This window comes from Ruegeria sp. AL1 (assembly GCF_056540905.1).
The window spans coordinates 138560-162057 of the sequence record NZ_JBQFXP010000008.1 but is presented as its reverse complement, the minus strand read 5'-3'; the positions used below and the strand labels follow the sequence as shown (position 1 = coordinate 162057).

Below are 23498 nucleotides of genomic sequence, written 5' to 3'. Positions count from 1 at the left end.
GCGCAATTTTGTCGCCGGATCAGACCGGTCAGGCGCAACATTCGAACTCATCAACCCAAGGCAGGAGGTTTCGCATGGCGGGGTATGACGATCGTGACGGTGTCATCTGGTTGGATGGCAAACTGGTGCCTTGGCGCGAGGCCAATGTGCACATCCTGACCCATGCGATGCACTACGCGTCTTCGGTATTTGAAGGCGAACGGGCCTATAATGGCAAGATCTTCAAAAGCCGCGCTCATTCCGAGCGCCTGATTGCCTCGGCCGAGGCGCTGGATATGCCGATGCCGTATACGGTGGACGATATCGAGGCCGCCAAGGAAGAAGCCCTGAACGCCAGCGGCCTGCAAGACGCCTATGTGCGCGTTCTGGTGTGGCGGGGGTCGGGCGACGATATGGGTGTGGCGTCGGCCAAGAATCCGGTGCGGATGGCTGTGGCTGTCTGGCCATGGGGCGCTTATTATGGCGACGCCAAAATGCAGGGCGCCAAGCTGGACATCGCGGAATGGAAACGCCCCAGCCCCGAAACGATCCCGGTTCACGCCAAGGCGGCAGGTCTTTACATGATCTGCACCATTTCAAAGCACAAGGCCGAGGCCAAGGGCTGCTCGGACGCGCTGTTCATGGATTGGCGCGGTTACGTGGCCGAGGCCACCGGTGCCAATGTCTTTTTCGTCAAGGACGGCGAAGTCCACACGCCGCTGGCCGATTGCTTTCTGAATGGCATCACCCGCCAGACTGTCATCCAGATGCTGAAAGACAAGGGCATCACTGTGCATGAGCGCCGGATCAAGCCCGAAGAAATGGCTGATTTCGAACAGTGCTGGCTGACAGGTACCGCCGCCGAGGTCACTCCGGTCGGACAGATCGGCGACTACACGTTCGAGGTTGGCGATCTGACGCGCGAAATCGCTGCGGATTACGAGGCGCTGGTCCGCGCCTGAAGCCCCAAAACGTCGCAATCAAGAACCCTCGCAGAATTGCGGGGGTTTTTCTTGTCCTAACGTGCGAGAATTCTTGCTGATCGTTCAGCATACTGGACGTCTGCGCGTATTGGTGTAGCTTACACACATGTTAGATCTGCTCAGCGATATCCTCACCCGCCTGTCCCTGCGGGGAACGTTCTATTTCAGAACCTCGTTCACGCCGCCATTCGGCATACAGGTTCCCGCCTTTGAAAACGTCGCGCGATTTCACTTTGTGCAGCGCGGGGAATTGAAGGTACATGTCTCTAACACAGGCGAAACGCTGCGTTTGAAACAGGGCGATCTTGTATTGATCCCGCATGGATTAGCTCACGCTCTGTTGTGCAACGAAGTCAAACCACTGGACGCGCTGCCTCTGGAACAGGTGCTGGATGATGCGGGTTACAAAGGCGATGGCGTTCTGGTGTATGGCGGGGAAGACAAAAGCCGCGACACGCAGCTGATCTGCGGGCATTTCTCGTTTACCGGGCCGCCGGGGCGTCAGGGCACGGGTCATATGCTGATTGACCGCCTGCCGCCCTATATCCTGATCGAAAACTACGGTGAAGAGGCCGGGGCCTGGATCGAATCCACCCTGCGCATGATCGGATCCGAGGTTAACGGTGCCCGGATCGGTGGTGACCTGATCGCCCTGAAACTGTCCGAGGTGCTGTTTGCGCAGGCGATCCGTGCCCATCTGGAGCATCAAAGCCCAAGCGAATCCGCTCTTGCGGGGTTTGCCGATCAGCGGGTCTCGCGTGCGCTGACTGCATTCCATCAGGCCCCGGCGCAGGACTGGAGTGTCGAACTGCTGGCGCGAGAAGCCGGCATGTCCCGCACTGCCTTTGCCCAGCTCTTTGCGGAAAAGATGGGAACGACACCGATGCAGTATCTGACTGACTGGCGGATGCAGATCGCATGTCATGGCCTGACCGAAAGTCGCTGGAATGTGGCCGACGCCGCCGCCGAGGTCGGATATGCGTCCGAGGCCGCTTTTTCGCGTGTGTTCAAAAAACAGGTTGGCCTGTCTCCCGCAGCTTACCGCGCGATGCACTAAAGCCCCGCTATTTTGAACGATCTGCAATTCATCGCGAACGATCCGGGCTGATACGTTCGGTTTCCGTCCCCTATCTTAGCAATATGCCAAGCAAGGAAAGGAGCCTTCATGTCCGCCCGTTTCGTCACCCGCAATATTCACGCCTATCTTGACTATCCCGTTGCCATCGCGCTGATGACCCTGCCCTTTATTTTGGGTCTGGGCCAATCCAACCCGCTGGCACTTTGGCTGTCCGTCGTCACCGGCGTCGCGGCCTTTGTGCTAACCGTTCTGACGGACCATCATCTGGGGATTTGGCGCGTCCTGCCTTACAAGCTCCACCTGACGGTCGACCTTCTGGTCGGTTTGACGTTCCTGGCCGCGCCCAGCCTGCTTGGGTTTACCGGTCTGGATGCCGCCTTTTACTGGGTCAATGGCGCAGCCGTGGTCATTGTCATCGCCCTCAGCGCCCCCGAACAAACTGCGGCAGCCTAGACTGCGCGCCACTCTGTCTGTCCCGCGAGAGCACACAAAGGATGCCCCGGTCATGGCCGGGGCATTTTCGTCTCTATTACTTAGAAATCAACACCACGCTGCGCTTTTATCCCAGCCTGGAACGGGTGCTTTTCTTCGGTCATTTCCGTGACCAGATCGGCATAATCACGCAAGGCCTGCGGCGCATCGCGGCCAGTCAGAAACACGCTGGTTTTGCCCGATCGCTCGTTCAACCCGTCGATCACCTGATCCACAGACAGGTATTCATATCGCAAGGCAATATTGATCTCATCCAGCACCACAAGGTCGTAATCTCCGCTGTGCATCAGCGCCCGTGCCTTGTCGAAAGCAGCATTGGCGGCGGCAATGTCGCGCTCGCGGTCCTGCGTATCCCAGGTAAAACCTTCGCCCATCGTGTGCCAGGTGACCAGATCACGTTCCTCGAAGAACCGCCGCTCGCCCGTCTTCCATTTGCCTTTGATGAATTGTACCACAGCGACCTTCTGACCCCAGCCCAGCGCCCGGATCACCACGCCAAACGCAGCCGATGACTTGCCCTTACCCTTGCCCGTATTGATCAGCACAAGGCCCCGATCGGGATTGACTGCCTCGGACACTTTCTTGCGGTGCTGGGCTTGCACCTTCTGCATCTTTTCCTTGTGATCTTGTGCGTCGCTCATGTGGGGAACCTTTTTTCGATGTTGCGCCCAACCTAAGCGAAGTTTGCCAAAGGTAAAGGTCAGGCTTTGGGGTCCGTGACCGAACGCGCCTTTCCACGTTCCAGCCCCAGTTGATGTTCGCGCAGAATGACCAGTACATTGCCTGCAATAACCAGTGTCGCCCCGCCCAGCATCACCAGGGTCGGCAATTCGTCGAACCAGATATAGCCAATGACAATCGCAAACAGCATGGTCGTGTAATCATAGGGTGCCAGCATCGAGGCCTGCCCGAACCGGTAAGACGAGGTCACCAGAATCTGCGCGACACCGCCAATCAGACCCATTGCGATGAGTATCAGAGCCTGATTCCAGGTGGGCAGGGTCCATCCCCAGAAGGCGGTCAACGCCGATAGCCCTGTTGCGATAAGCGAGAAATAAAACACAATGGCCGCCGGATGATCCACCTGTACGAGCTGTCGGATATGAATCTGCACAAACGCGCGCGCGATGGTAGCCGCCAAAACGCAAAGCGCCCCCACGGTGGCTGCGAGTTCCATGTTGTTGCCACCAAGGCGCGGCCAGATCATGATCAGAACCCCCAGCAAACCGATCGCCACCGCGCCGATGCGGATCATACGGATGCGTTCACCCAGCATGAATGCGGCGAGAATCAAGGTAAAGATCGGGGTCGCATAGCCGATGGCCGTCACTTCGGGCAAAGGCAGCAGGCTGAGGCCGGTAAAGGTCAGTCCCATGGCCGAAGTGCCCAGCACTCCACGCCAGAAATGTCCCATAGGTTTTTTGACGACAAAGCCCTGCGCCAGCTCTCGGCGCCAGATCAGCCAGCCGATGATGACCGGTATGGCAAAGAGCGAGCGGAAGAACACCATCTCGCCGGGCGGGAAATCCTCGGACAGCGCTTTGACCAGCGCCGCCATCGAGGTGAATAACACCAGCGCACTCAGTTTCAGACCCACGGCGAGCATGGGTCGATGCGATGTTAAGGATTGAGCCATTGCGCCTTTATCTGCGCCTTTGCGGTTCAAAGATCAACGAAAGTATTGTACCAATCAGGCATTCTTCCAGCACGCTGGCAAGGGACGGCCGATCTCATCGGCCAGCTCCTCGAGGTACTGAATCAAACAAGCGAGCCGCCGTCGCGCCAAAACCCGACCCGGCTCAGTCAACATGCCATCGGGCAAGTTCAGAAGCTTGACCTTCCAGTGATCAACCGAAAATCGCAAATCATCCAGAGGTCGGTTTTCCGCAAATGGGTCGGTCGGATCATACAGCACACGACCCAGTGCGCCGCTGACCATGAAAGTTCGCGCAATGCCAACTGCGCCCAGCGCATCCAGGCGATCGGCATCGCGCAGAATACAGGCCTCGCGCGTTTCCGGAGGAATATTGGCCGAAAAACTGTGGACCGCAATCGCATGTTGCGTGGCGGCAATGCGGGCAGAGGAAAACCCAATCTGCCTCAGAATAGGCTCTGATTGTTCGGCAGATCGACGCGATGCGAACTGTCGCTGAAGGTCATCTTTGGGCAGATTCACCAGATCGTGCAGATAGCAGGCCGCCAACAGCACCTGCATGTCCGTCTGGTTATCTGAAATGGCTTGAGCGTTGCGCCAGACCCTGTCCAGATGCGCCAAATCATGAGCCGGGTCGGTCTTCATGCGTTCCGCGACAGCGGCGCGCAGTCGGCTGCGCAGATCAGCCAATCTGCCCCCGATTCTCGCCGATCTGGCCGCGATGCAGCAGCAAGTGATCAAGAATCACGCAAGCCATCATCGCCTCGCCCACCGGCACGGCGCGGATGCCGACGCATGGGTCGTGGCGACCTTTGGTGATGATCTCGGTCTCTTCGCCCGATTTGGTGATGGTTTTGCGGGTGGTCAGGATCGATGAGGTAGGTTTCACCGCAAAGCGCACCACGATGTCCTGCCCGGTCGAGATGCCGCCCAGAATACCGCCTGCATGGTTCGAGCTGTATTGGGGGCCGTTCTGGCCCATGAAAATCTCATCCGCATTGGCCTCGCCGGTCAGTTCGGCGGCTGCCATACCCTCGCCGATCTCGACGCCTTTGACGGCGTTGATCGACATCATCGCAGCAGCCAGATCCGTGTCTAACTTGGCGTAAATCGGCGCGCCCAGCCCGGCGGGAACGCCGCGCGCCACAACCTCGACCACAGCGCCGACCGAGTTGCCGGATTTGCGCAGGTCATCGAGATAGGTCGCCCAGTCTTCGGCGGCCTGCGTGTCAGGTGTCCAGAATGGGTTCTGGTCTATCTGGGACCAGTCGAAATTGGCGCGGTCGATCTTGCGAGGTCCGATCTGCGTCATGTAGCCGGTGATCTGCACATTCGGCGCGATTTGTTTGATGGCCTCGCGCGCCAGCCCTCCGGCGGCCACGCGGGATGCGGTTTCACGGGCCGAGCTACGCCCGCCGCCGCGATAGTCGCGGATACCGTATTTCTGCCAATAGGTGATATCCGCGTGGCCCGGGCGGAACTTGTCCATGATATCACCATAGTCTTTCGAGCGCTGATCGGTGTTTTCGATCATCAGCTGGACCGGGGTTCCGGTGGTCTGGCCTTCGAACACACCGGACAGGATTTTCACCTGATCGGGCTCGCGTCGCTGGGTGGTGAACTTGTTCTGCCCCGGTTTGCGCTTGTCCAGCCAGTGCTGGATCATCGCTTCGTCGATGCTGACGCCCGGCGGACAGCCATCGACCGTCGCGCCCAAGGCGGGTCCATGGCTTTCGCCCCAGGTGGTAACGCGGAAGAGATGTCCGAAACTGTTCATCGACATAGGGCGTGCTCCTTTGAGGGTCGTGATTAGCGGGGAGTGCCTTTGGCCTCAAGCGGATTTGCGGCTGGATGGGTCAGGAGCGCTGCCCGGTGGGCAGCGCGATTGAGTATTTTTGAAAAGATGAAGATCAGGCGGCGGCAGCAAGCTTTGATCGGGTTGTCGTGATGCTGAGTGCTGCCTGGGCGGCCTCGCGCCCCTTTTCGACGAAGTGCGCGCGGTAGATGGCGTTGTGGTGGTCGGTTTCCTGATACTGGTGCGGGGTCAGCGAAACCGAGAGGACCGGGACGCCAGTATCGAGACCGGCGCGCATCAGGCCGTCCACCACGGCCTGGGCGACGAAATCGTGGCGGTAGATGCCGCCATCGACAACAAAGGCAGCGCAGGCGATTGCGGCGTATCGCCCTGTCTGGGCCAGATCGCGGGCCAGCAACGGCATCTCGAAGGCACCGGGGACGTCGAAAACATCGACCTGGTCGGCCGGAATGCGTTCAAGGAACCCATCCAGAGCGCGGTCGACGATATCTGCATGCCAGTTGGCTTTGATGAAAGCATAGCGGGTGTGTGTCATGGTGATCTCCTTTCAGTTTGGTGGCCTGCTGGCGGTCGCGAAAACCGGTTCCCACTTTTCGCTGCCAGCCCGGCATGACACGTCACCCAAGGCGATCACGGACAGACGCGCCGCTGTGCGACACGCTGCACGTTCTCTTTCATCCGGACTATGACCGTCGGCTCTGGCCTCTCACCAGATCTGCTGTCACCCCGGAGGATCCGGGGCCGCTCGCGGGCTTACGGGTCGCAGCCCGCATACCGCCGGTGGGGAATTTCGCCCCGCCCTGAGAACGAGGCGGAGCTTGCCAAGCGCGCATCGGTTCTGCAAGAGAATTCGGCAGGAGGATCGCCATGCACCCCAACCCCGCCTTTCGGACCGAGACCGCAGCACAGAATGCCGTCTTTGCGCGTGACCGTGCCTTTGGCGCGTTGGCGGTGTCCACTGATGCAGCGCCGCTGATAAGCCATGTTCCGTTTCTGCTGAACGAGGATGCCTCCCTGGCCGAATTGCATCTGGTTCGGTCAAATCCGATCGTTCGCGCGCTAAAGATGCCGGTTGCGGCACGCATCGCGGTTTCGGGGCCTGACGGGTATGTCTCGCCCGATTGGTATGGGGTCGACGACCAGGTGCCCACATGGAATTACGTGGCGGTGCACCTGACGGGTCAGCTTGAACTTTGCCCACCCGAAGAGTTGCGGGGTATGCTGGACCGGCAAACAGCGTTTTTCGAGGATCGGTTGCTGCCGAAACCCCCGTGGCTGGCGTCGAAGATGTCTGACGAGGTGCTGGGACGGTTCTTGCGGATGATCGTGCCCTGCCGCTTGCATATCAGCGATATCGAGGGCACCTGGAAACTAAACCAGAACAAGCCGGACGATGTGCGGCAGCGTGCAGCCGACCGGATCGCAGATGACAGTTTCGGCCATGAGTTGAAGACATTGCGGGGTCTGATGCGTGGCGCGTAGCGGGTTTTGTTTTGCTCTGCCTGCTGTACTCTGCGCGTCAGGCAAGGAGACCTGATATGAACCTTTATCACAGCCCGACCTCACCATATGTGCGTAAGGTCATGGTTCTGCTGCACGAGACCAACCAGCTTGAAGATGTTGAGGTGCAGGGCGTGGCCAGTACTCCCGTCGCCCCCGCCGAGGCACTGATCGGCAAGGCGCCATTGACCAAGGTTCCGGCGCTGGAGCGCTCCGACGGGCCCACATTGTTCGACAGCCGCGTGATCTGCGCTTTCATGGATGCCCGGGCGCAGACGGGCTTTTACCCGGAGGGGGCTCGGCGCTGGGATGTGCTGACGCTTGAAGCGCTGGCCGACGGTATTCTGGATGCGGCGCTGCTGATGACATATGAGAGCCGGTTGCGCCCCGAAGAGATGCAGTGGACTGCATGGGTCGACGCTCAATGGCTTAAGATCGAACGTGCTTGCACGGCACTGAACCAGCGTTGGCTGGCGCATCTTTCAGGCCCGCTGGATATGGGGCAGATCGCGGTGGGGTGCGCGCTGGGGTACCTCGATCTGCGCCATGACGCGCGAGGCTGGCGTAAAGGCAATGATGCGCTGGCGGCATGGTATGCCACGTTCAGCGCACGGCCCAGCATGGTGGCGACGCGTCCACCGGTCTGATCGCACGGGTAAGGCCGGGGCTGAACGGCCCCGGCCTTTAGATACGCTCAGGGGGCGCTGAAAGTAACGAGATAGGCAGCAATATCTTCTGCGCCTTTCTTCAGTTTGACGCTCATATTTGGACGAGCGGTGTCATCGCCAAGATAATCCTGAATAAAACCGATCGGGTCTTTGGAATAGGCCGCGATGTTTTCTTCGGTCCAGACCAAACCCTCCTGACCGGCGCGGATCATGTCATCCGTGAACATTCCGATGGGCAGGCGTTCGCTGCCATTCAGATAATCGTTCTCAGATCCCGCGATACGGCCGACCACGCCGTAGAGATTCGGCCCGGTTATGCCGCCTTTGACCAGAACCTCGCCATCTTTGATGATCGCGTGGCACGAAGAACAGCGATTGTAGAGCTTTTCGCCCCGGATCGGGTCTCCGGCGGCCAGTGCGTGGGGTGCGGTGGCAAGTGTAAGCAGCGTTGCGATGGCTGTGATCTTTGACATGGCTCTTCTCGCGATTGATGGGTGAATTGATTGCTGCGTATGGTCACTCTCGTAAAAAGTGCAATTGAAATCTGCCCCGACGGCCCGGTTTAAAAATATCTATTTCTGAGGCGTAATTTACCAGCGCCGGATTCGCGCCAAGCGTGAAATTCTGACGACGATTTCAGGGCGATTTTCCGGTGACATCCGGTCATATCCAAGGCGGATGCCGCCTGTGTGGAGCGGGCAACCTGTCCTTATCAGCACCGGCGAATCATCCACTGTCTGATTCGGGGTTCGACCGCATCCATTCGCACAAAATGACGCCGGAACTTGAATTTTCGCCTCTGCGTAGTGACATGAATGCCCAGATGCGGCGTAGTGCGCGCCTATGACCGCTGGACGAACCGTTTTCTCCCGGATAGATAGCCGCGATGAGACGCCGCTTTGATGCGGTGCTGATGCATGTTTGCCCGAAACTCGGGCGCTGGTAATCGGAGAAAACCTCGTGTCCCACGCAGAAGACCACGAAGGCAACCGCAGAGATTTCCTCTACTACGTCGCTGGCGGCGCAGGTGTCGTTGCGACGGGGGCAGCCGTTTGGCCCCTGGTGAACCAAATGAACCCATCCGCAGACGTTCAGGCGCTGTCGTCGATCCGCGTGGATGTCAGCGGGGTCGAGCCGGGTACGCAGCTGACCGTGAAATGGCTGGGCAAGCCCGTGTTCATCCGTCACCGCACCGGTGCCGAAATTCAGGAAGCTCAGCAGCAGGACGAGGAAGCCGTTGGCGATCTGCCCGACCCGCTGGCGCGGAACTTCAACCTGAATGCCGATGCACCCGCAACGGATGCCAACCGCGTCATGCCTTCGCCCGAGGGCGAAGCACCCGGTGCCTGGATCGTTCAGATGGGCGTGTGTACGCACCTCGGTTGTGTTCCGCTGGGCGATGCCGGTGACTTTGGCGGCTGGTTCTGCCCTTGCCACGGCTCGCACTATGACCTTGCCGGTCGTATCCGCAGAGGCCCCGCACCTGAAAACCTGCCCGTTCCGCCCGCTGAATGGGTGGACAACAGCACCATCAAACTCGGCTAAGGGAGACCCAGAATGTCAGGAATTCCCCACGACCACTATGAGCCAAAGACCAACGGCGAGAAGTGGCTGAACAGCCGCCTGCCGATTGTCGGCCTGATCTACGACACCATCATGATCCCCACCCCCAAGAACCTGAACTGGTGGTGGATCTGGGGCATCGTGTTGGCCTTCTGCCTGGCGTTGCAGATTGTCACCGGCATCGTACTGGTGATGCACTACACCCCGCATGTCGATATGGCCTTTGCCAGCATCGAACACATCATGCGCAACGTGAATGGCGGCTATATGCTGCGCTATCTGCACATGAACGGCGCATCGCTGTTCTTTGTTGCGGTCTACATCCACATCTTCCGCGGCCTGTTCTACGGCTCGTACAAAGCCCCGCGTGAGATCACGTGGATCATCGGCATGCTGATCTACCTGATGATGATGGGCACCGCCTTCATGGGTTACGTTCTGCCCTGGGGCCAGATGTCCTTCTGGGGGGCCACCGTGATTACCGGCCTGTTCGGCGCGATCCCGTTTGTGGGTGACGCGATCCAGACCTGGCTGCTGGGCGGACCCGCAGTGGACAACGCCACGCTGAACCGCTTCTTCTCGCTGCACTACCTGCTGCCGTTTGTCATCGCGGCGCTGGTGATCGTGCATATCTGGGCCTTCCACACCACCGGCAACAACAACCCCACGGGTGTTGAAGTGCGCCGTGGCTCGAAAGCCGAGGCTGAGAAAGACACGCTGCCCTTCTGGCCCTATTTCGTGATCAAGGACCTGTTCGCACTGGCCGTGATCCTGGTCGTGTTCTGGGCGGTTGTGGGCTTCATGCCGAACTATCTGGGCCACCCCGATAACTATATCGAGGCCAACCCGCTGGTCACGCCGGCACACATCGTGCCCGAATGGTATTTCCTGCCGTTCTACGCGATCCTGCGGGCCTTCACCGGTGAGGTCTGGGTTGTGCAATTCGCCAGCTTCATCACCGGCGGCATCATCGACGCCAAGTTCTTTGGTGTGATCGCGATGTTCGGTGCGATCCTGGCGATGGCTCTGGCGCCGTGGCTGGATACCTCGAGCGTGCGGTCGGGCAAGTACCGTCCGATGTTCAAATGGTGGTTCTACCTGCTGATCATCGACTTCTTTGCCCTGATGTGGCTGGGGGCGATGCCCGCCGAGGAGCCCTATGCGACCTTCTCGCTGATCGCGTCGGCCTATTGGTTCGCCTATTTCTTCGTGATCCTGCCGATCCTGGGTGTCATCGAGAAACCCGAGGCGCAGCCCGAGACCATCGAAGAAGACTTCAACGCGCATTATGGCAAGGCTGACGCCGACGCCACGCCGGCCGAGTAAGAAGAGGGACCGGAAACATGTTCAAGAAACTTGCAATCGGTGCCGCGTTTGCTATCGCCCTGACCCCTGCTGCGTCTTTCGCAGCAGGTGGTGGCGAGCAGCATATCGAGGATTTCCACTTCTCGTTCGAAGGGCCGTTTGGCACCTGGGATCAGAACCAGCTGCAGCGCGGTCTGCAGATCTATACAGAGGTCTGCGCAGCCTGCCACGGCCTGCAATATGTACCGCTGCGGACGCTTGAGGATCTGGGTTATTCGGAAGAAGAGGTTATAGCCTATTCCGAAGCCAATTTCGAAGTGTTTGACCCGGAACTGGATGACTTCCGTCCGGCAAAGCCCGTCGATCACTTCCCGGCCAATAACGGTGTTGGCGCGCCGGACCTGAGCCTGATGGCAAAGGCCCGTGCCGGGTTCCACGGCCCCTACGGTCTGGGGATCAACCAACTGTTCAAAGGCATGGGTGGCGCGGAATACATCGCCTCGCTGCTGGACGGTTACACAGGTGAAGAAAAGGAAGAGGCAGGCACCGTTCTGTACGAAAACAAGGCCTTCCCCGGTGGCTGGATTTCGATGGCACCGCCATTGTCGGAAGATCAGGTCGAATTTGCAGATGGTCACCCTGCAACCGTCGAAGCCATGTCCGAAGACATCGCCGCCTTCCTGATGTGGACAGCCGAACCGAAGATGATGGAACGTAAATACTCCGGATTTGTCGGTGTCCTGTTCCTGACGGTCCTGTCGGTTCTGCTGTATCTGGTGAACAAGCGTCTGTGGGCCGGTGTGAAAGGCAAGAAGAAAGCCTGATCAGCCTTCAATACCTGAAAGCTGAAACCCCCGCGCCATTGGCTGCGGGGGTTTCTTTTTGAGATCGGGTAAAAGGGGCCAGCCCCTTCTTGGCCTGCGGCCAATTCATCCCCGGGATATTTATGGCCAGATGAAAAGCGGATCAGGCCTGCAATTGGCTGGCTGTGTAGCCTTGTATCGCAACGGTCACGATCTGGCCTTCAGGCTGCGGGGTTTGGAAGCTGACCTCGGCGAATTGTTCGGTGCGGCCCATATGCGGGTTTTCCATGAGGACATTGTGCGTTTTGCCGTACTGGGCGGTCAGGTGTTTGGCGATCTGCTCGTCGCCTGCGGCACGCAAGCGGGCGGCGCGGTCTTTAATGATGACGCCGTTGACTTGCTGCGGGATACGGGCAGCTGGAGTGCCTTGACGTTTCGAATAGGGGAAGACGTGCAGCCAGGTCAGGTTGCAGTCGTTGACGAGTTTCAGCGAGTTTTCGAAGTGAACCTCTGTCTCGGTCGGGAAACCGGCGATAATGTCGGCCCCAAACGTCATGTCGGGGCGCAGCTTGCGGGCCTCTTCGGTGAACCGAATGGCATCGTCTCGCAGGTGGCGGCGCTTCATGCGTTTGAGGATCAGGTCATCGCCGTGCTGCAGCGACAGGTGCAAATGCGGCATCAGGCGGGGCTCGGTCGCAATGGCCTGCATCAGGTTCTCGTCCACTTCGATCGAGTCGATGGAACTGATCCGCAGGCGCGGCAGGTCCGGCACCAGCTTTAGGATCCGCATCACCAGATCGCCCAGCTTGGGCTGCGCGGGCAGGTCGGCGCCCCATGAGGTGAGATCGACGCCTGTCAGCACAACCTCATTATACCCCCGGTCCACCAACCGCTTGATCTGATCCACCACGACGCCTGCAGGGACGCTGCGCGAGTTGCCGCGGCCGTATGGGATGATGCAGAACGTGCAACGGTGGTCACAGCCATTCTGAACTTGCACATAGGCCCGGGAACGGGTGCCGAAGCCATCGATCAGGTGGCCTGCGGTTTCGGTGACGGACATGATGTCGTCGACCTGCACCGCCTCGGTCTTGCCGATGAAATCGGCGGCCATGCCTTTCCAGGTGTCGGGCTGCATTTTCTCGGTATTGCCGATGACTGCATCAACCTCCTCCATCCGGGCGAAGGTTTCAGGTTCGGTCTGCGCGGCACAGCCAGTGACGATCAGGCGCGCATCGGGATTCTCACGCCGAAGCTTGCGAATCTCCTGTCGGGCCTTGCGGACGGCCTCAGCTGTGACGGCGCAGGTGTTGACGACCACTGCGTTGTTCAGCCCGGCCTGTTGCGACAGCTCTTTCATCGCCTCGGTCTCATAGGCGTTCAGGCGGCAGCCCAGAGTGGTGAATTTGGGCGGAGTCATCCCAAAGACCTCAGGAATTCGGGTGTCAGCGAGCCCGAGAAGACATGGGCGGTGGGGCCGGTCATCCAGACGCCATCCTCGCGCCAGTCGATCCAGATGGTACCACCATCAAGGTCGATCTGCACCTTGCGCCCGGTCAGCCCGCGTCGTGCGGCGGCCACGGCTGTTGCGCAGGACGATGAGCCCGAAGCAAGCGTAATACCAACACCCCGCTCCCACACCCGCATCCGGATATGGTCGGGGCCGATCACCTGCGCCACCTGCACATTGGTTCGTTCGGGATAGAGCGGATGATGTTCGTACCGCGAACCGAATTCGGTGAGGGGGATGGCTTCGGCGTCGCTAACAAAAAAAGTACAGTGCGGATTGCCCATGCCGGTGGCCGTGGGGCCGCCTTCGATAGGCAGCTCCAGCGTGTCCACATCTTCGGCCAGCGGAATGTCACGCCAGTCAGTCTGAGGTTGCCCCATATTGACCGAGGTCAGCCCATCGCCCGCATCCCGGGCGTACAGAGTGCCGCGTTCGGTTGTGAGCGTCAGGTCGGATGTCCCGGACTCATCCATCAGGAACCGTGCGATGCAGCGCGTGGCATTGCCGCAAGCAGCCGAGCTCGACCCGTCGGCATTGTAGAATACCAAATGCGCATCAACCTCACCGGTTTCGATCACGGCGAGCTGATCAAACCCTACTCCGAACTGTCGGTGCCCGATGCCCTTTGCCAGAGCCGGGGTGATCGGCACAGGGTGCGCGCGCGCATCGACAATGACGAAGTCATTGCCCAGCCCGTGCATCTTCATGAAGAGCATTCCGGTATCGTTTGTGCGTCGCATGGCGGGCATATAACGCCGGGTCCGGAATGAATCCACCCTGTCGCGCAGATTCCTGAAAAAAGGGCTTGACCCCCCAGCGCCACCTGCCTAATTAGGCCGCCTATCGGGTCGCCTGAACCTATATGGTACTGGCGAAACGCGATGCGAAATAAGGTCTTGAACCCGGTAGGGTTCTTCCCTTAGAGAGCGTCAGGGATCGATCAGATCCAACAAAAGAGTGGGCCGTTAGCTCAGTTGGTAGAGCAACTGACTTTTAATCAGTGGGTCGCAGGTTCGAATCCTGCACGGCTCACCACTTTTTTCAATAAATCTACATCCTGCAAGGCATTTGGCCGCCACGGAAAGTAAAGTAACTCCATATGAAGGCCAAATCCGGGGCCATCGATAGTTTCATGCCGTGTTTTGATTAAGTGTCGCCCTCGCCTCATCGGCAGCGGGACGCTTAGCATACTTCGCATATTTCTGGGTCTGCTGTAGGGTGGCATGACCTAGCAGGAACGAAACTTTATCCAAGGGCCTCCCATTGTTCAGGAGGCGGTTGGCATAAGTATCTCGGCAAGAGTGGATGGTTGCGCTCCCTTTTTCCGCAGGCACCCTCTTACTGGACGGACACATGGTCGCTATGGCTTCCCGCAGATTCTTACATCGAGACGAATGGTTGGGGCTGGTTGTGAAGGCGGGATAGAACGTCATACACCCGGTCACTGATCGGTACAAAGATCGCCTTATGGGTCTTGTGATTCCAGTTGTCGATAACCCTTTGTTGCAGGTCGATATCTGCCCACTCGACTCCAAGTGCTTCTCCAAGTCGAACGCCTGTATCGATATGATAAACGAACAGGTCGTGCGCCTTCTGCCACGCTCCTGCGCCGTGTTCAGCTTCCTTTTCAAGGCAGTAGGCAATCACTGCCCGTTCCTATTGGGATGACAGGGACCGTGAATTAACAAAGCCCTTTTGCATCTGGAAGTCTAAGTCTGGGTTCGTTTTATGACGCTTCTTGAAAAAGTTGTTGACGCGTTTCAGGAACCGAAGTTCGAGATTTATTGTGTTCGGTTTCATGCCTTCTTCCTTGCGGGCGAGTCAGTGATCATCCAGATCGCCGTCTGTGAGTGATGATAGGTAACGATTAGGATCGAGCGCCCATCGTCCCTCGAAGGCAGCTGTGATGCCCAGTAGTTTGTTGGTGGCATACTGGTAGCTTTCGGCAGTTCTGCCTTCTTCGGAGGTTACCGTGAGATCGCATGAATCCTGCATAGTGATTTCCGGTTTTTCGCCGTGCTGACGCAAATCCATGACCTTGTTGTATTAGGCCATCATTACTCTGTTTGCTTCGGGCAGCATCGCCAAACCGGTTTGGATATCAGCGTCCTGTTTTTGCAGTAGATGCAGGGCAAATCCGAAGGCAACAAGTTCCAAAATCAGTATCTGAAATCGGATGAACCCACCCACCGCGGACTTGCCAAGCCTTACTGCTCCATGATGATCTGCCGGTTTGGTGACAACCGTGTCAGTTTTTTTGGTCGCTCGTGGTAGGTGCCGAAAGATCGCCAAGGTTGCTGCCACAGTGTTTGCAAACGATGGCGGCGGTTTTGATTTCCTCTGCGCAGAACGGACAGAGTCGTGTTGAGTTTTTCATGTGATACATTCTCTTTAACGAATTGAAAATTAACGGAACACTTCGCCGGTGGAGGCGTCGAGATACAAACGATTGGCGACTGTAGGTCCCCCGCAATACATGAAGTACACGGGCCTCGGTTCAAATGAACCCGACCTCACCCATCCTCCATGTTCTACAAACTCGTTCGGTTTGCATGTGCCGTTCTCTACCAACTCTGTGGCAGCGATCAGGAATGCTCCGTGATGTCTCTGCAAATCATCCGACTTGGCGATCCAAGCGTCGGCACCCGACGCATGGGCGGCACCTGCATACATCACGCCTGCAAACAAATACGAAAGTGCAATTATTCTGCTCATAGCGGTTCCTCTACTAACGAAATCGGCCACCAGAGTTTCCTCTGGCAGCCGGGGAGTTAGTAAGCCGCCAAGAGACGACCGCGCTGGCCTTTAGGCCGGAGCCCTGGACATACGCCAGTGCCTCCCCGACCATAGGGTTCGAGGAGGTGTCATTTCGGCCGACACCGACCGCTCTTGGAGGGGTTACTACGCCCCGAGACTGGCTCTATCTGCCAATCCTGAACGCAGCCTAGCCCGGATACCTGAAAATCGAAAGCGCAATCGTCACCCTTCGGACTTGCCGAAGATGTTGATTCCAGTGAAAAAATCGGAATGCTATTGGAGAAGGGTGGTGCCGCTGATAGGACTCGAACCTACGACCCCATCATTACGAATGACGTGCTCTACCAGCTGAGCTACAGCGGCACACTTCTCTTATCCGAGGCCCTGATAGGAACCTCCTCGCAGCCCTGCACGATAGCTCGAAAACTTGCGGGCGGATGACCGACATATCCATGTCTGCCAAAGCCATCCCTCAGCCGGGAACCCGTATGCGGCAATGCGAAAGATCGTTTAAACTGACAACAGGCGCGGCGCAAGTGGGGATCGACAAAGGCGCGGCAGGGGGTTTCTCTGCGGTAGCTGCGCCTCACAAGGTTGACCCAATGACGTTCATCCCGCATCTTTTGTTCAAACTGATTGTATCTTTACCCGGCTGAACCGGGTTCCCTGCACTTTTTCAAAGGTTTAAACTAACCGTCGCAATGTCGGGATACTCGAAAAAGACATATGTTCTGGATACGCACAGGTTGCGCGACCCTGAAAAGACGCTGGCGATTGTCGAGCCCTTTCTGAAAGACATGGGCATCACCCGCATCGCAAATCTGACGGGGCTGGACCGTGTCGGTCTGCCGACAGTGATGGTGACCCGGCCCAACGCGCGCTCGGTCGCGGTTTCGCTGGGAAAGGGCCTGTCGCTGAATGCCGCCCGCGCATCAGGGGTTATGGAGGCTATTGAATCCTGGCATGCGGAGCGGATTGAGCTGCCGCTGCGGTTCGCCAGTTATGCGGATCTTTCGCAATCGGTCATGGTCGCTGATGTGACACGGTTGCCGCAGGTGACCGGAGGTCGCTTTGATCCCCATGACAGCCTGCTTTGGATCGAAGGGCTTGATCTTGGCACTGGTGTGGGGTGCTGGGTTCCTTATGAGATGGTTGATACGGACTATACCACCTCGCCCGTGGGCGCAGCCCGGGCGTTTCCGCGAACCACCAACGGGCTGGCGTCGGGCAACGATGTGACCGAGGCGAGTTGTCATGCGATCTGTGAATTGATTGAACGGGATGCCACGACGCTGTGGCATCAGCGCCGCAGTGACCCAAGGCTTGATCACAAGACGATAGACGACCCAAGGTGCCGGCAGGCGATGGATCAAATTACTGGTGCCGGGCTTGATCTGGGCATTTGGGACACGACCTCGGACATTGGTATTGCCAGCTTTCGGTGCGCGATTTGTGAGTCCTCGGGCAATACGGGGCATATCGGGATCGGGGATGGATGCCATCCCGACCGCGCCATTGCCTTATTACGCGCCCTGACAGAGGCCGCGCAAACCCGACTGACCTACATATCCGGTGCGCGAGATGATCTGGACCCGGATGAGTTCACCGATGCCGCCCGGACCGACCGCAGCGGCTATGTTCGGAACCTGATCGACCATAGCCCTGCCACCCGGCCGTTCAGCGCCTGCCCGACCCATGTGAGCGACTCACTGCACGCCGATCTGGCCCTTTTGATGTCCCGTCTGGCAGCGGCAGGAATGGACCAGGTGATCACGGTCGACCTGTCGCGTCCACAGATTGACATCGCCGTGGTACGTGCGGTTATCCCCGGATTAGAAGCCCCGCATGACGATCCCGACTATGTCGCGGGCCCCCGCGCGAAAGGGATTGGCGCATGACCGTTGTCATTTTCGTCGGACCCACGCTGCGCAATAGCGACGTCTCGGATCATCTGGAGGCCACCATTCTGCCGCCGGTTCAGCAGGGCGATGTGTATCGCGTGGCCCGGGATAAGCCGCGCGCCATCGGGATCATCGACGGGTTCTTCGACGGCGTTCCTTCGGTATGGCACAAGGAAATCCTGTGGGCGATCGAACAGGGCATAACCGTCTTTGGCAGCGCCAGCATGGGGGCTTTGCGCGCGGCGGAACTTTCCGATTTCGGAATGATCGGGGTTGGACAGATTTTCGAGGATTATCGCAACGGCACCCTTAGCGACGATGACGAGGTTGCTGTTTTGCATAGCCCAGCGGAACTGGGGTTTCAGGCGCTCAGCGAGCCGATGGTCTCTATTCGGGCAACGGTTGCGCGTGCTGTGTCCGAGGATATCCTGACACGCGAACTGGCCGGGCGGATTCTGGAGGTCGCGAAAGAGCTGAACTATCGCGAGCGGGCCTGGACAACCGTGATTGAAAGGGTCGATGGCCACTTTGACCTTTCGGGATTTGCAAGCTGGCTGAGTTCGGGGCGCGTGGACGCCAAGGGCGACGACGCCCGACAAATGCTTGCCACAATGGCCGAGTACTTGCGCGACAACAACCGAGCAGCAGCCGACCATAGGGTCGAGCGGACTCTGGCATGGCGCGACCTGTGTGCCCGCATCGACGCTGAAACCGAGGCCGGTCCGTCAAAGGACATAGCGCTGGTGAATGAGTTGCGCCTGACCCCTGATCGCTTTGCTGCGATCCGGGAACGGGCTGCGTTGACCTTGCTGGCAAACGACGAATCCTTGCGGTTGGGATACGTCCCGGATCGTGAGGCGCTGGTTCGAAAGATGTCGGAACATCGGGTTGAGGCAGGATTGCCCCGGCAAACGGATTTGATGGCTTGGTTGCAGACCAACAACCTGGACCCGCAGCAATATGAGAGTTTTCTGGCCGACAGGTCGCGCACGGATCAGGTGATGTCTGCGCTGCAGGACAGAATGGATACCGCCATTCTGGACGAACTGCGCCGCGCGGGCGATTACCCGGAAATGTGGGACCGCGCCGCACGGAAATCCCGGGTTTTGGCCGCGCAAGATCCCAACCCCGACCCGGGCGCGCCAGCCAGCGCTATGCGTATGTTAATCTGGTATTTTGAAACACAACTTGACCAAAGGGTCCCGGATGATCTTGAATCCTATGCAATTGCGCTTGGTCTGAGCGGGCGCGATGCGCTTATTGAACTGATTGAAGCCGAATTTTTGTTTTGCCAATTGGATGGCGGCCCGACGGATGACAAGCCCTCCGACATGGCGGGCTGACACCGGAGCGCCGCGGGAGGGGAAATTGACGATCTGGCCCGAACAACCCGAAGACGAAGCACCGGGCACACGGTTCCTGCTTTATCCGCAGTCGCCTTTTTTGGAACCTGACGCCCAGTTGGAGCTGGTTGAAATATCCGCGCCACCCGGCACGATTGGCGCGGGCCCTTCGGGGCCGCGCATGTATACCGTCAACCCGGTCGGCAAAACGACCCCTTACGGAGCCATGGTGCCCGGCCCCGGTGGGCCGCAGATGTACCTGCCGCCCTGGGACGGCTATTTCCAACCGCCGCCGGAACCCGACGAGTTCGGTAACTTCGTCCACATTGATCCGTCAAACCCCAGTTTCGAGGCCGCGCATCTGTTCGGATCGGCCCATTTCACCATGGATGTATGGGAAGGTTATTTCGGCCGCCCGATCCCCTGGCATTTCCGCAGAGACTTCGACCGGCTTGAACTGTCTTTGCTTCCCAGCCTCGACAATGCCCATATCGGTTGGGGATTTCTGGAAACCGGCGGAACGTGGGATCACGGTGATGAATACCGCGCCTATAGTCTGAACTTTGACGTGGTGGCTCATGAAATCGGGCACGCGATCATCTACAGCGTGATCGGGATGCCCTCGGACGGGGATGCTTCGGGCGAGTATTATGGCTTTCACGAATCCGCCGCCGACATGGTCGCGCTGCTGGCCTCTTTGCATTTCGGTTCGGTTGTCGAGGATTTGCTCGAAAACACGCGGGGCAATCTTTACACGTTCAACCGCCTCAGCCGGTTCGCCGAGCTGTCGCACAATGCACAAATCCGGATCGCAGCCAATGACCGGGTTCTGTCCGAGTTTTCGCAAGGTTGGTCCAGTGAACATGCCTTGTCCGAGCCCTTGACTGGCGCGATGTTCGACATTCTGGTCGACATTTACCACGAACGCCTGCTGGTCCATGACCTGATCACCCCCGAGATGGAGCATCTGTCGGATCAATTGGAAGGGTCACCCGAATACAGCGCGGTGATGCAGCAGATGTTCGACACCCGTTATGAAAAAAACCCCGACGGGTTCCGTACCGCCTTGCTTGAGGCGCGGGATTTCCTTGGGTCCTATCTGGCTGACGCATGGGAATTGCTGGATGCCGACATGCTCAGCTATTTCGGCGTCGAACGCGCTTTGCTCGCCGTAGATCACGAGATCACCGGCGGCGCGTTCCGTCAGATCATCGAAGGCAACTTCCGCATGCGCGACATCGGGCTGACCACGGCAGGTCCGCGGCTGAAAGAACCTGATGAGACCAGCCACGCCTCGTCGGTGCGCACCCGGGTACCCGGGTGAGACTGTGCAAGTGGCTTTGATTTTTGGTTGTTTTGTGGCATTTTATGCCCACGGGGTGATATTTATTGCAATTGGGCACGCATATTTTGCGCGCCAAAAAGGGGGGAGATGAGGTCCTGGACGTCGTCGATCCCGTATGAGGGAGAAAGTGATATGTCTGAGTCCTTGCTCAGTTTTTCCGAAGTGCTGTTATTTGGGCGTGAAATTGAGGACATGGAAGTCAAGCAACAAACAGACGTGCGGCTTGCCATCGAGAAAAATGATACTGCTCTACCATCCATAGGCGGAGAGATTGACGGTGTTGATGTTAAAGATGGGGATCATGTCCTTGTACAAATAGACGATAAGGCGATTTCAGGAATCTACACCGTTTCCAAATCGGGAACCACTTTTACACTTACTGGCCGCGCGACCGTGGACAAGAACAGTTTCGTCTATGTCGAAAAAGGTAAGAACTTCAAAAAGACATTCTGGAAACAAAGGCTGGAAAAAACAGGGGAACAGAGCTTTAAAAACAAGGGAAAACGTAGACGCGGAAAAGGTAAGAATAACTTCATTGGTGATCAATTCGCAGGTGACCCGCGCTTAGCCCGAATTTATGGTTTCTCGTATGAAGGCACATTTTATGAGCTTCCCGAACCGACCGTTTTCTTGGTTCACGGCAAAGGTGCCAGCGCTACGAACAGAAACAAACCCGGAGATTTGGCTTCGCGGGCACCAAACGACCCTTCGCTCAGCGGCGTCGCGGCCGCAGACTATCAAATCGCTGACGACATACTTGTCTGGGAATACGATAAGGCAGATTACACGATCCGCATGGACGTGATGTCCGGCCAGTTCGAACAGGTCCTGCTGGATCTGTATTTCGGCTTCGACAGCCCCGCCATCAGCGGAGCCAAGGTCAGCGGCGCGAAAGTCAGTGGGGCCAAGGTCAGCGGTGCGAAAGTGAGCGGAGCCAAGGTCAGTGGGGCCAAGGTTAGCGGTGCCAAAGCGCGCGGCGACTGAATGGGTGCGACAATGAATGCGAAGGGCGTGCAGTTTGCGCGCCCTTTTTCGTTCAGAATCCGGCCTTTTTCAAACCTTCGACAAAATGCTGCGTGTCATCCTCCAGACGGTCCGGCAACACCTTGGCCCAGCGCGTCAGAGAGAAGTTGGGATGCGCAGCGCGATGCTTGTCAGCAATCTGGCGTGCCATATCCATATTGCCCAATTGCGCGTGGCTGGCCGCCAGCATCCGTTGTCCCTCGGTCGGGTTGTTCATCTTGTTAACCGAGGTGATCACGTCGTCATAGCGTTTGAGGTTGTAATAGGCCCCGCCCAGATGCCACAGATACTGGTCCGGGAAATAAGGGTTCAGCCGCATCGCTTGTTGAAGATGCTGAATCGCCGTTTCATTGTCACCGGAATGGGCCAGCGCATCCGCGTAATCCGAGTGCATATCGGCATCGTTGGGGTTCAGCACCAGCGCACGTTTGTAGGATTCGATCGCCGCGTCATGTTCCTTGCGATAGAGCTGAACAAATCCCAACTCCCCAAACCCACGTGCATCGGTGGGGTCCAGTTCGACCGCGCGCTGGGCGAACGACAGCGCTTTGTCCAGCGCGGTTCCAGGATCCTTCGTCCAGGAATAACGCCAGTCTATGTTGAGCGTTCGTGACAAAGCTGCGGCAGCGCGGGCATATCCTTCATCGCGCTGCAGCGCGGACTCATAACAATGCTGCGCCTCGCGATTGTCCTGCCGCGTATATTTGAAGATATGGTGTTGCCCGCGCAGGACCGAGCCATAGGCCTGTAAATCAGCCGGAATCGACTGAACCATGCGTTGCTTTTCATGAGATTCGATCATCACCGCCGTTGCCGCAACGATGCATTCCGTGACTTCATCCAGAATATCGAAGATATCATCAATTTTGCGGTCAAACCGCTCGGCCCAGATCGTGCGTTCGGAATTGGCATCAATCAGTTCGGCAGTGATCCGAATACGGCTGGATGACCGCCGCACATTGCCCCGCGCGATATAGCGCACATTCAACCGGCGGGCGGCCTCTTGCGGCGCCATCGATTGCGCTTTGAAAAAGAAGGATGAGTTCCGGGCGATGATGAAGAGGTTACGAAACTTGGACAGGTTCATGATGATGTCATCTGTCAGCCCTTCGGCAATCCAGTTGTCATCTTCTTCTCCGCCCTGGCTGACAAAAGGCAGCACGGCGACCGAGGGGATATCCGGGCGCTCCAGCACTTCCAGGCTCATATCGGGCCGCAAGGTTGCCGCCATCGTCGCGCCCTCGACCTCGCTGCGGACGCAATAGGTCGGCACTGGCGACAGGATGTTTTTCAGCTGTTTGGGGCCCAGAAACTCGTAACCATAACGCAGCCGGTTGCGGATCTGGTCATATACCGCCGAGCTGACATAGACCCGTTCGGGCTCGGCAATCTCCTGAAGGCGGGCAGCGATGTTGACGTTGTCGCCATGGACACCGCGTTCATCCACCAGAACCTCACCCAGATGAACACCCGCGCGGAACTTGATTTTCTGATCCGCCGCGCGGTCCTGATTGTGCTCGGCCGCGATTCTGTGCAGTTCCACGGCAAACTCGACAGCGCTGGTCGCGGTTTCAAACAGGACCAGAATGCCATCCCCGCGTACTTCGACAACATTGCCTTCATATCGGGTGCTGGTGGACTCAAGCTGAGACAACAGAGATTTCAACGCGTTATACGTCTCCATCTCATTCTCGCTCATCAATCTGGAGTAGCCGACAACATCGGCAAAGAGCACCGCCCCCAATTTTTGTCTGATTGTCCGTTCCGAACTGGCGTTA

Annotated in this window: 25 protein-coding genes, 2 tRNA genes and 1 riboswitch; of the genes, 13 read left to right on the top strand and 14 right to left on the bottom strand. The window is 58.0% G+C overall.

Annotated elements, in window-relative coordinates; all coding sequences use genetic code 11:
• Nucleotides 1-74 precede the first annotated feature (74 nt).
• The 3 genes from ACRZ9X_RS14255 (at nt 75) to ACRZ9X_RS14245 (ending at nt 2493) form a co-directional block, all read left to right on the top strand.
• The gene (locus tag ACRZ9X_RS14255) at nt 75-941 is read left to right on the top strand and encodes a branched-chain amino acid aminotransferase (protein WP_480519953.1); all 867 of its coding nucleotides are present in this window, start codon (nt 75-77) and stop codon (nt 939-941) included.
• Nucleotides 942-1068: 127 nt separating this feature from the next.
• On the top strand, nt 1069-2019 hold the full coding sequence (locus ACRZ9X_RS14250; RefSeq protein WP_480519951.1) for an AraC family transcriptional regulator: 951 nt from the start codon (nt 1069-1071) through the stop codon (nt 2017-2019).
• Between the two features lie 108 nt (nt 2020-2127).
• Complete coding sequence (locus ACRZ9X_RS14245; protein ID WP_480519949.1) at nt 2128-2493, top strand: SPW repeat domain-containing protein; 366 nt, start codon at nt 2128-2130, stop codon at nt 2491-2493.
• 80 nt (nt 2494-2573) lie between these two features.
• On the opposite strand, the gene cobO is transcribed toward ACRZ9X_RS14245, so the two are convergent.
• From cobO to ACRZ9X_RS14220, 5 genes are all read right to left on the bottom strand, one after another.
• Complete coding sequence (gene cobO, locus ACRZ9X_RS14240) at nt 2574-3173, bottom strand: cob(I)yrinic acid a,c-diamide adenosyltransferase (protein ID WP_480519947.1); 600 nt, start codon at nt 3171-3173, stop codon at nt 2574-2576.
• Nucleotides 3174-3232: 59 nt separating this feature from the next.
• Nucleotides 3233-4168: a DMT family transporter gene (locus ACRZ9X_RS14235; protein WP_480519945.1), complete on the bottom strand. Its 936-nt coding sequence runs from the start codon at nt 4166-4168 to the stop codon at nt 3233-3235.
• Nucleotides 4169-4222: 54 nt separating this feature from the next.
• Entirely contained in the window at nt 4223-4876 is a 654-nt protein-coding gene (locus ACRZ9X_RS14230) for an HD domain-containing protein (protein ID WP_480519943.1), read from the bottom strand.
• Nucleotides 4869-5969: a chorismate synthase gene (gene aroC, locus ACRZ9X_RS14225; protein WP_480519941.1), complete on the bottom strand. Its 1101-nt coding sequence runs from the start codon at nt 5967-5969 to the stop codon at nt 4869-4871. Before aroC ends, ACRZ9X_RS14230 begins: the two co-directional genes overlap by 8 nt.
• A gap of 127 nt (nt 5970-6096) precedes the next feature.
• Nucleotides 6097-6537 (bottom strand): 6,7-dimethyl-8-ribityllumazine synthase, encoded by a 441-nt coding sequence (locus tag ACRZ9X_RS14220; protein ID WP_480519939.1) that lies wholly within the window; start codon nt 6535-6537, stop codon nt 6097-6099.
• 127 nt (nt 6538-6664) lie between these two features.
• A riboswitch (FMN riboswitch) is annotated at nt 6665-6814 on the bottom strand.
• Nucleotides 6815-6869: 55 nt separating this feature from the next.
• On the opposite strand from ACRZ9X_RS14220, the gene ACRZ9X_RS14215 reads away from it, so the two are divergent.
• On the top strand, nt 6870-7484 hold the full coding sequence (locus ACRZ9X_RS14215) for an FMN-binding negative transcriptional regulator (protein WP_480519937.1): 615 nt from the start codon (nt 6870-6872) through the stop codon (nt 7482-7484).
• A gap of 56 nt (nt 7485-7540) precedes the next feature.
• Nucleotides 7541-8149, top strand: a complete 609-nt coding sequence (locus tag ACRZ9X_RS14210; RefSeq protein ID WP_480519935.1) for a glutathione S-transferase — start codon at nt 7541-7543, stop codon at nt 8147-8149.
• Between the two features lie 47 nt (nt 8150-8196).
• Here the strand turns inward: ACRZ9X_RS14210 and ACRZ9X_RS14205 are convergent, their stop codons facing one another.
• Nucleotides 8197-8643 carry a c-type cytochrome gene (locus tag ACRZ9X_RS14205; protein ID WP_480519933.1) on the bottom strand — a complete coding sequence of 149 codons (447 nt, stop codon included), beginning with the start codon at nt 8641-8643 and terminating at the stop codon, nt 8197-8199.
• A 487-nt stretch (nt 8644-9130) separates the two neighbouring features.
• Between ACRZ9X_RS14205 and petA the strand changes: the two genes are divergently transcribed.
• Genes petA through ACRZ9X_RS14190 form a run of 3 tightly spaced genes read left to right on the top strand, consistent with a single transcriptional unit; the run spans nt 9131 to nt 11862 of the window.
• Complete coding sequence (petA, locus tag ACRZ9X_RS14200) at nt 9131-9715, top strand: ubiquinol-cytochrome c reductase iron-sulfur subunit (protein WP_480519931.1); 585 nt, start codon at nt 9131-9133, stop codon at nt 9713-9715.
• A 12-nt stretch (nt 9716-9727) separates the two neighbouring features.
• Nucleotides 9728-11059, top strand: a complete 1332-nt coding sequence (gene petB / locus ACRZ9X_RS14195) for a cytochrome b (RefSeq protein WP_480519929.1) — start codon at nt 9728-9730, stop codon at nt 11057-11059.
• Nucleotides 11060-11076: 17 nt separating this feature from the next.
• The gene (locus tag ACRZ9X_RS14190; protein WP_480519927.1) at nt 11077-11862 is read left to right on the top strand and encodes a cytochrome c1; all 786 of its coding nucleotides are present in this window, start codon (nt 11077-11079) and stop codon (nt 11860-11862) included.
• A gap of 142 nt (nt 11863-12004) precedes the next feature.
• Here the strand turns inward: ACRZ9X_RS14190 and mtaB are convergent, their stop codons facing one another.
• Nucleotides 12005-13261, bottom strand: coding sequence for a tRNA (N(6)-L-threonylcarbamoyladenosine(37)-C(2))-methylthiotransferase MtaB (gene mtaB, locus ACRZ9X_RS14185; protein WP_480519925.1), 1257 nt, complete (start codon nt 13259-13261; stop codon nt 12005-12007).
• Nucleotides 13258-14100, bottom strand: a complete 843-nt coding sequence (dapF, locus tag ACRZ9X_RS14180; protein ID WP_480519923.1) for a diaminopimelate epimerase — start codon at nt 14098-14100, stop codon at nt 13258-13260. The genes mtaB and dapF overlap by 4 nt, the downstream gene beginning before the upstream one ends.
• Before the next feature lie 210 nt (nt 14101-14310).
• On the opposite strand from dapF, the gene ACRZ9X_RS14175 reads away from it, so the two are divergent.
• A tRNA-Lys gene (locus tag ACRZ9X_RS14175) sits at nt 14311-14386 on the top strand.
• Nucleotides 14387-14481: 95 nt separating this feature from the next.
• Here the strand turns inward: ACRZ9X_RS14175 and ACRZ9X_RS14170 are convergent.
• The 5 genes from ACRZ9X_RS14170 to ACRZ9X_RS14150 form a co-directional block, all read right to left on the bottom strand.
• A complete protein-coding gene (locus tag ACRZ9X_RS14170) occupies nt 14482-14706 on the bottom strand; it encodes a tyrosine-type recombinase/integrase (RefSeq protein WP_480519921.1) in 225 nt (74 codons plus the stop codon).
• A 25-nt stretch (nt 14707-14731) separates the two neighbouring features.
• Nucleotides 14732-14998 carry a tyrosine-type recombinase/integrase gene (locus ACRZ9X_RS14165; RefSeq protein WP_480519919.1) on the bottom strand — a complete coding sequence of 89 codons (267 nt, stop codon included), beginning with the start codon at nt 14996-14998 and terminating at the stop codon, nt 14732-14734.
• Nucleotides 14999-15172: 174 nt separating this feature from the next.
• Complete coding sequence (locus tag ACRZ9X_RS14160; RefSeq protein WP_480519917.1) at nt 15173-15385, bottom strand: hypothetical protein; 213 nt, start codon at nt 15383-15385, stop codon at nt 15173-15175.
• A gap of 372 nt (nt 15386-15757) precedes the next feature.
• Nucleotides 15758-16066, bottom strand: a complete 309-nt coding sequence (locus ACRZ9X_RS14155; RefSeq protein WP_480519915.1) for a hypothetical protein — start codon at nt 16064-16066, stop codon at nt 15758-15760.
• Nucleotides 16067-16395: 329 nt separating this feature from the next.
• Nucleotides 16396-16471, bottom strand: a tRNA-Thr gene (locus ACRZ9X_RS14150).
• Nucleotides 16472-16809: 338 nt separating this feature from the next.
• Between ACRZ9X_RS14150 and ACRZ9X_RS14145 the strand changes: the two genes are divergently transcribed.
• The 4 genes from ACRZ9X_RS14145 to ACRZ9X_RS14130 all read left to right on the top strand — a co-directional run bounded on the left by ACRZ9X_RS14145 (nt 16810) and on the right by ACRZ9X_RS14130 (nt 21681).
• Nucleotides 16810-18006, top strand: coding sequence for a YcaO-like family protein (locus ACRZ9X_RS14145; RefSeq protein ID WP_480519913.1), 1197 nt, complete (start codon nt 16810-16812; stop codon nt 18004-18006).
• The gene (locus ACRZ9X_RS14140; RefSeq protein ID WP_480519911.1) at nt 18003-19352 is read left to right on the top strand and encodes a TfuA-like protein; all 1350 of its coding nucleotides are present in this window, start codon (nt 18003-18005) and stop codon (nt 19350-19352) included. The genes ACRZ9X_RS14145 and ACRZ9X_RS14140 overlap by 4 nt, the downstream gene beginning before the upstream one ends.
• A 25-nt stretch (nt 19353-19377) precedes the next feature.
• Nucleotides 19378-20676, top strand: a complete 1299-nt coding sequence (locus ACRZ9X_RS14135; RefSeq protein WP_480519909.1) for a gluzincin family metallopeptidase — start codon at nt 19378-19380, stop codon at nt 20674-20676.
• 153 nt (nt 20677-20829) lie between these two features.
• Nucleotides 20830-21681, top strand: coding sequence for a hypothetical protein (locus ACRZ9X_RS14130; protein ID WP_480519907.1), 852 nt, complete (start codon nt 20830-20832; stop codon nt 21679-21681).
• Nucleotides 21682-21733: 52 nt separating this feature from the next.
• On the opposite strand, the gene ACRZ9X_RS14125 is transcribed toward ACRZ9X_RS14130, so the two are convergent.
• A complete protein-coding gene (locus tag ACRZ9X_RS14125) occupies nt 21734-23455 on the bottom strand; it encodes an adenylate/guanylate cyclase domain-containing protein (RefSeq protein ID WP_480520115.1) in 1722 nt (573 codons plus the stop codon).
• Nucleotides 23456-23498 lie beyond the last annotated feature (43 nt).